The following is a 6,120-nucleotide window of genomic DNA, read 5'->3' on the forward strand; positions in this document are numbered from 1 at the left end:
GCCTACGGCACCCTGACGGGAACCGCAACGCTATTGCTCCGCAACGCTGACACGACGACGCGAAGACGCGACTAACGTTCTAGGTGTGGGTGCAGCGTCCTGGTTGGAATTGAAATGATTGTAATTCTCGTTGAATCCCGGCGTGTGGCCAGGGATGCTTCCCTGGAATTAGCGGGGCACTCGCTGCAGATGCGGCTTTTCCTCCGGCAGAATAGCGCCCTCTACGGGGCAGACCTGTAAACAGATGCCACAGTCAATGCAGGTGGAAAACTCAATCCAAAAGTAGTCGGTGCCTTTGGCATTTTTGGTATCGCCGGGGTGGATGCAGGCGACGGGGCAAGCCTCTACACAGTCGGCCACACCTTCACAGATATCGGTGACAATTGTATGCGGCATGGATCCCTCCCAATGAACGCTCTAAGTCAAATCCTAAGTGCAGTTGCCACAAGGTCAGCCTTTACGTCGCCTGCGCTTCCTATGCTGTTGACTTTTTGATTAGAATGCGCGATATTTGCCCGAAGCTGCCTGAAAAAGATGGGACTTATATCTCAGTTCTAGGGTTCATTTTAGGCCAAAATTGCTCCCCAACGAAGAATTTTCCGGATTGTCGCTTTTTCTGACTTTGTCTGGGGCCTCTCAGCACAGCGCCAACATGTGGGAGGTCAGAGACAGTCGGCAAACCGGCTCCCGCTGCCTCGAGAGTTCTTTCTTGCCAAAAATGCCAAGGGACATACTCTGCTTTGGCCTAAGTTTTAACCGAAAGGTAGGATGATTTGCCACAAAACCAAAGGCTAAACCTCTCTGGGATCCCGCTCTTGAGATTGCCACCAACGACTGAGGGGCCAGTACAAAGCAGGTGCCCAGAGGCTACTTAAAATAGCAGACGTGAGGGCATTGCGTTGATGGTTCCACCAGATGCTCTCCAGAGAACGCGAACCGTCGCCGCCGATGCTGCCGAAAGAGTGAAGGGAGTTCCCCAATCCATCCAGCAAAGTTTGCATTCCCGCCGGATCCAGGCCCTCGGATCCCTGCGAGGCCACGAGCCACATCCATTGCAGTGCCATCAAGGTTTCGGCGATCACCACCATACCAAAAACGATCAAGGCCACCGAGATAAAGTCTTCTTGCATGTAGCGTTGTTTTTGCAACTTGGCGGTGAGGATCCCAACTACAGCCAGCCCCAGCGCATGGGTAGGACAAGGGCTGGTCAGCGCATCTTGCAGAAAACCCAGGGTGACCCCGGCAACAGCCCCCTGCCAAGCTTTGCGCCGCACACTCCAGCACACCACCCAGATCAAGGGCCAATCTGGGGTTAAGCCTGCTAGCTCCAAGCCCGGCCCTCGCCACCAAGGGGCCACTGCTGCCAGCAATCCCGACAGGACAGTCACCAGCCAGTTAAGGTGAGACTTAAGCTTAGGAATCAGAGGGTTGAGCATAGCGGTAGATCAAGGCCCATTCCAAGAGACCCAGCGGCGCCGACAGTTCGACAGTGGCTTGAGGGGCAGGGCTGGCATCCAAGTTGACCGCTCGAACCGTTCCCACCACAACCCCGGCTGGGTAAAAGCTGCTCAGGCCCGAGGTCACCACCACATCCCCCACCTCTACTTTGGGGGCCTTGTCGAAAAAATCCAAAATGGCACTCTGGGTGCCCGTACCCCTCAGGATGCCCATGTGTCGGCTGCGACTCAGCATTACCCCGACACGGCTGGTGGGATCGCTGATCAGGAGCACTCGGCTGGTGTTGGGCGTGACCGACTCAACTCGCCCGATCAACCCGCCCGGCGCCATGACTACATCTCCCACCCTGACTCCATGCCGGCTGCCGCGGCTGAGGGTGAGCTGTTGCCACCAGTGATCGGCGCTGCGACCCACCACTGCTGCCGGGATCCCCGCTTGGGGCATCTGCTCGGTAAATTGCAGCAGCCGCTTCAGCTCGCGGTTTTGGTACTGCAACTCGGCTACCAGGGCTTGCAGCTCACGGTTGGCGGCCTGGCTGAGCACCGCGGCGGGATCCACAGGTGGACGGGCCGGGGCGGTGATCCAACTGTACAGCTCCACCAACAGGGATCCCTGGGTTTGGCGCAAGCCCAATGCTACCCCCATCGCCAAAGCAGACAGGAGTAACCCCAAGCCGTAGCGCCTCCACCATTGGCGTAGCCGATTCAAGCAATACCTCTCCGACCCACTCGACTCACACCTCAAATCAGGAAATCAGGGAGAGGGAGAAGCGCCTCTAGCCCTTGAAGCTGCCGCTCAACACTCGACCCAAGGTTTTGAAATCCTCCAGAACTCGCCCTGTACCCAGCACCACACAACTGAGGGGATCCGGAGCAATGTGAACCAAGATCCCGGTTTCATGGCTGATCAGGGCATCCAGACCCTTGAGCAAGGCTCCTCCGCCGGCCAGCATGATGCCGCGGTCGATAATGTCGGCAGCCAATTCCGGTGGAGTGCGCTCCAGGGTGCGCTTAATGGCTTCCACAATCACCGAGAGGGGCTCGGCCATGCTCTCGCGGATTTCGGTGCTTTTCACCGTAACGGTACGGGGTAAACCGGAGAGCAGGTGTAACCCGCGCACCTCCATGGTCAGTTCCTCTTGAATCGGGTAGGCAGAACCGATCTGAATCTTGATCTCTTCGGCAGTGCGCTCCCCGATGGTGAGGTTGTGGACTTTTTTCATGTACTGGGCGATGGCCTCGCTCAGTTCATCTCCCGCTACCCGCACCGACTCGCTCAGCACGATCCCCTGCAAGCTAAGGACGGCTACCTCAGTGGTGCCGCCGCCGATGTCGATGATCATGTTCCCGGTGGGCTCTTGCACCGGCAGCCCGGCCCCAATGGCTGCTGCCACCGGCTCATCCACCAAATACACCTCCCGCGACCCGGCCTGGAGAGCGGCTTCCATCACAGCCCGTCGCTCCACTCCGGTCACGCCGCTGGGGATCCCAATCACAATGCGCGGAGCAATCAGGTACCGGCCCTCGTGTACGCGGTGGATGAAGTGTTTTAGCATCATCTCCGCCGTGTCGAAGTCGGCAATCACCCCATCTCGCAGAGGACGCACCGCCACGATGTTGCCTGGGGTACGGCCCAACATTTTTTTGGCATCTTCCCCCACAGCCAGGGGTTGCTTGGTGTTTTGGTCGATGGCAACCACAGAGGGCTCTTGCAGGACAATGCCTCGCCCGGCCACGTAGACCAGCGTGTTGGCAGTGCCCAAATCAATGCCCATATCACGGGAAAATCGGCTGAAGAACCCCACGGTAAGTCGCTCCAGTCTTGACTTGGGAAGAAGCAGCAAGCTTCGGTACCTACTATAGTCTAGTTCTGCTAGAGAATCTCCCCCGAAGATCGGGAATCTGCTCCAGAGAAACCGGCTGTAGCTGTATCCCAGCCAACTGTGGAAGATTAAATTCGCCGCTAAGGTGCAATCCTGTTGTGATTCGGGATCCCATATGCCTAAGGTTGCCATTGCTCCAGCCGGATATCCGGCCATCGCCCCCTATTCTCCCGGCGTGAAGGTGGGCAATACCCTCTACATCTCGGGCACATTGGCCCTAGATCCGGAGGGCAAGACGGTGGGATCCGACATCGCCACCCAAACTCGCGTGGTGTTGGATCTGATTAAAAGCGTCGTTACAGAAGCAGGAGGAACGATGGAGGACATCGTCTTCTGCAGCGTTTTCTTGACCGACTACGCCAACTATGCGGGCATGAACGCCGTATACAAAGAGTATTTTCCGGGGGTATTACCGGCTCGATTTGTGGTGAAAGCAGACTTGGTACGTCCTGATCTGCTGGTGGAAATTGCTGCCGTGGCCCACATTGGGGCTTGAGGATTTGAGTCTATTTGGAGATTTTCAATGCCGACTCCTATTGTGATCCCCAGTCGCCCGGATCCGGTTACCTTTCAGTTGGAAGAAACCGCCTTGATCGTGGTGGACATGCAAAATGCCTACGCCAGCAGGGGCGGGTATGTGGACCTTTTGGGTAGTGATCTCGGCGAAGCGCCGGCGGTCATTCAGGTTATCGCCCGTGTGCTGGAAGCGGTTCGCCCTTTACAAATGCCGATCATCTTTACTCAAAATGGCTGGGATCCCCAACTTGAGGAGGCAGGTGGTCCCGGCTCCCCCAATTGGTACAAATCCAACGCCCTGAAGTTGATGCGCCAACGGCCCGAGTTGTCAGGAAAATTATTGATTAAGGGCACGTGGGACTATGATTTTGTTGAGGCATTAAGACCTCTCCCTGGAGAAATCGTTCTCCAGAAAACTCGCTACAGTGCTTTCGCCGGAACTCATTTTGATATGCTGCTGCGGCAGCGGCGGATTCGCAATCTCGTGTTTACAGGCATTGCCACCAATGTCTGTGTGGAATCCACCATCCGAGAAGCTTTTCACCGCGAATATTTCTGTTTGCTGCTATCTGATTCCACCCTGCAGGTGGGGCCGCCCCTGCTCAAGGAGGCCGCCTTAGCCAATATTGAGAAGTTTTTTGGCTGGGTTTGTAGCAGCGATGAGTTTCTCCAGGCTTTGCAAGCTGCTGTGCCGACACGGGTTGGTGCAAAGACTGCATAAGGGGGTTCTTCGACGTGGAGCATTGAGGAACTAAGATAAAGCAACTCGGTCTTTTGGCGGTTGCGATGCAGCTCTCCGGCGCCTTGGTCAGCGTGGCTACCCCAGACTTGCCCCGTCTGCAGCGCTTCTATCGGGCTCTCTTGGGGATCCCTCCCCAAGTCCAGCTTCCAACAGAGGGGGATCCGGTGTACGTGGAGTTTCGTCTGCCGGGGTTGCGGCTGGGCCTTTATCGCAGCCGTCATCTCGATGGTGGTGCCCAAACCGAAGCGGTGAGCCTCTGCCTACAGGTGCAGGATTTACAGGGATCCCTGACAACACTGGAGGGGTTGGCGGAAGCTTATCAGATCTCCATTTCCCCTCTGCGACAAGCCTTTCACGGACAGGAGGTGGATTTTCGGGATCCCGATGGCAACCGGATTGTACTGCACCAGCCTTCTGCTGCTTTTGGGGAAGCGACGGCCTGGGATCCCCAGGGTTAGATTCGCCAGAGATAGATGGTTTAGGTGTTGATAACATCCGATACGGTGGTGGTGGCGGTGGGGAGCCAATCTCCCATGTCGAAGGAGTGGGTGACCAGACGAGCGCCGGGCCGAAGCTGGGAGCGCAGCTTGTCTCGGATCAGCAGGTGGGAGCTGGGCAGCAAATAACAACTCACCACCGTCGCCGGGGTTAAGTCCAGAGTGAGCAGATCCTGCTGGAGAAAGGTGACTCGATCCTGAACTTGGGCTTCTTGGGCCCGCTGTTGGGCTTCCAGGATGCGCTCCGGGTCGATATCCACCCCCACGCCCCGCGTGCCAAAGCGCTGTGCCGCCCGGATGAGAATGCGGCCATCCCCACAGCCCAAGTCGTACAGAGTATCCTCGCTCCCCACCTGGGCCAAATCCAGCATGGCATCCACAACCAAGGGCAAGGTGCGCACATAGGGGGCTAAGCGGATTCCCTCTGGACTTTGCCGGTTGGACTGGCGTTGGAAGAAGGGATCCCTGACCACCGAGTTCTGACCGAGCTTAGGCTTGAAACCGCGGGGTGCCAAGGGTCGATCCCGAGAAGAGCGGTTTTTTCTATTCATCAAATACTCTCGTCCATGTTTCCATCAGTCTATCAATCTGTTGCGGTACAGAGCCCTCGCTGTTCTACAGGGTGGAAAGCCATCGCCAGTTGCGTCGGTTCCAGCGTCTCGAAAAATATTCTGATTCAACAACTTAAAAAATATCTTGATTCAACAACTTGGCCAGACGTTCCAGCCCCTTTTTGACTTGGCGGGAAACGGTAACGGCGCTGATCCCCAGCCGCTCTGCCGTTTCTTTTTGGGTGAGGTCGTAGAAGAAGACAAATTCCAAAATCTTGCGGGTGCGTTCCTCCAGCTTGGCCAAGGCATGCTGTAGGCGAATGCGGTCTTCTTCGGCCAGTTGAAAACTGCGGTAGCGCTGATCCGGAACGACCTCCCCCAAAGCGACGCTGTCTTCCTCGGTTTGAATCGGGGCATCCAGGCTGAGCAAAAGGCTGTTTTGTTGAGCCAGTTCCAGCTCTCGCCATTCCTGCT

9 protein-coding genes are annotated in these 6,120 nt (G+C 56.7%); 3 read left to right on the forward strand and 6 right to left on the reverse strand.

Going from position 1 to position 6,120, the window contains the following annotated elements; genetic code table 11:
• Positions 1-168 precede the first annotated feature (168 nt).
• The 4 genes from NW856_RS01125 to NW856_RS01140 all read right to left on the reverse strand — a co-directional run bounded on the left by NW856_RS01125 (position 169) and on the right by NW856_RS01140 (position 3,262).
• Positions 169-396 carry an indolepyruvate ferredoxin oxidoreductase subunit alpha gene (locus tag NW856_RS01125; RefSeq protein ID WP_011434056.1) on the reverse strand — a complete coding sequence of 76 codons (228 nt, stop codon included), beginning with the start codon at positions 394-396 and terminating at the stop codon, positions 169-171.
• Positions 397-791: 395 nt separating this feature from the next.
• Positions 792-1,388, reverse strand: a complete 597-nt coding sequence (gene mreD, locus NW856_RS01130) for a rod shape-determining protein MreD (RefSeq protein ID WP_414398671.1) — start codon at positions 1,386-1,388, stop codon at positions 792-794.
• 25 nt (positions 1,389-1,413) lie between these two features.
• Positions 1,414-2,166 (reverse strand): rod shape-determining protein MreC, encoded by a 753-nt coding sequence (gene mreC / locus NW856_RS01135; RefSeq protein WP_011434053.1) that lies wholly within the window; start codon positions 2,164-2,166, stop codon positions 1,414-1,416.
• A gap of 67 nt (positions 2,167-2,233) precedes the next feature.
• Positions 2,234-3,262, reverse strand: a complete 1,029-nt coding sequence (locus NW856_RS01140; protein ID WP_414356309.1) for a rod shape-determining protein — start codon at positions 3,260-3,262, stop codon at positions 2,234-2,236.
• Positions 3,263-3,455: 193 nt separating this feature from the next.
• Here NW856_RS01140 and NW856_RS01145 point away from each other — a divergent pair, with 193 nt between their 5' ends.
• The 3 genes from NW856_RS01145 to NW856_RS01155 all read left to right on the forward strand — a co-directional run bounded on the left by NW856_RS01145 (position 3,456) and on the right by NW856_RS01155 (position 5,056).
• Positions 3,456-3,836 carry a Rid family hydrolase gene (locus tag NW856_RS01145; protein ID WP_414356286.1) on the forward strand — a complete coding sequence of 127 codons (381 nt, stop codon included), beginning with the start codon at positions 3,456-3,458 and terminating at the stop codon, positions 3,834-3,836.
• Positions 3,837-3,914: 78 nt separating this feature from the next.
• Positions 3,915-4,577, forward strand: coding sequence for an isochorismatase family protein (locus NW856_RS01150; RefSeq protein ID WP_414356287.1), 663 nt, complete (start codon positions 3,915-3,917; stop codon positions 4,575-4,577).
• A 53-nt stretch (positions 4,578-4,630) separates the two neighbouring features.
• Positions 4,631-5,056: a VOC family protein gene (locus NW856_RS01155; protein ID WP_414356288.1), complete on the forward strand. Its 426-nt coding sequence runs from the start codon at positions 4,631-4,633 to the stop codon at positions 5,054-5,056.
• 20 nt (positions 5,057-5,076) lie between these two features.
• Here the strand turns inward: NW856_RS01155 and NW856_RS01160 are convergent, their stop codons facing one another.
• Both NW856_RS01160 and NW856_RS01165 read right to left on the reverse strand, forming a co-directional pair.
• The gene (locus tag NW856_RS01160) at positions 5,077-5,646 is read right to left on the reverse strand and encodes an SAM-dependent methyltransferase (protein WP_414398673.1); all 570 of its coding nucleotides are present in this window, start codon (positions 5,644-5,646) and stop codon (positions 5,077-5,079) included.
• 133 nt (positions 5,647-5,779) lie between these two features.
• On the reverse strand, positions 5,780-6,120 hold a 341-nt coding region (locus NW856_RS01165; RefSeq protein WP_414398674.1), incomplete at its 5' end, for a sigma-70 family RNA polymerase sigma factor.

The sequence above is a fragment of the Synechococcus sp. R3-13 genome (genome assembly GCF_047462195.1).
GTDB lineage: Bacteria > Cyanobacteriota > Cyanobacteriia > Thermostichales > Thermostichaceae > Thermostichus.

What these genes read in the sequence shown, in the direction of transcription:
- NW856_RS01160 (WP_414398673.1), bottom strand. Translation starts at nt 5,646, where the DNA reads ATGAATAGAAAAAACCGCTCTTCTCGGGATCGACCCTTGGCACCCCGC.
- NW856_RS01145 (WP_414356286.1), top strand. Translation starts at nt 3,456, where the DNA reads ATGCCTAAGGTTGCCATTGCTCCAGCCGGATATCCGGCCATCGCCCCC.
- NW856_RS01125 (WP_011434056.1), bottom strand. Translation starts at nt 396, where the DNA reads ATGCCGCATACAATTGTCACCGATATCTGTGAAGGTGTGGCCGACTGT.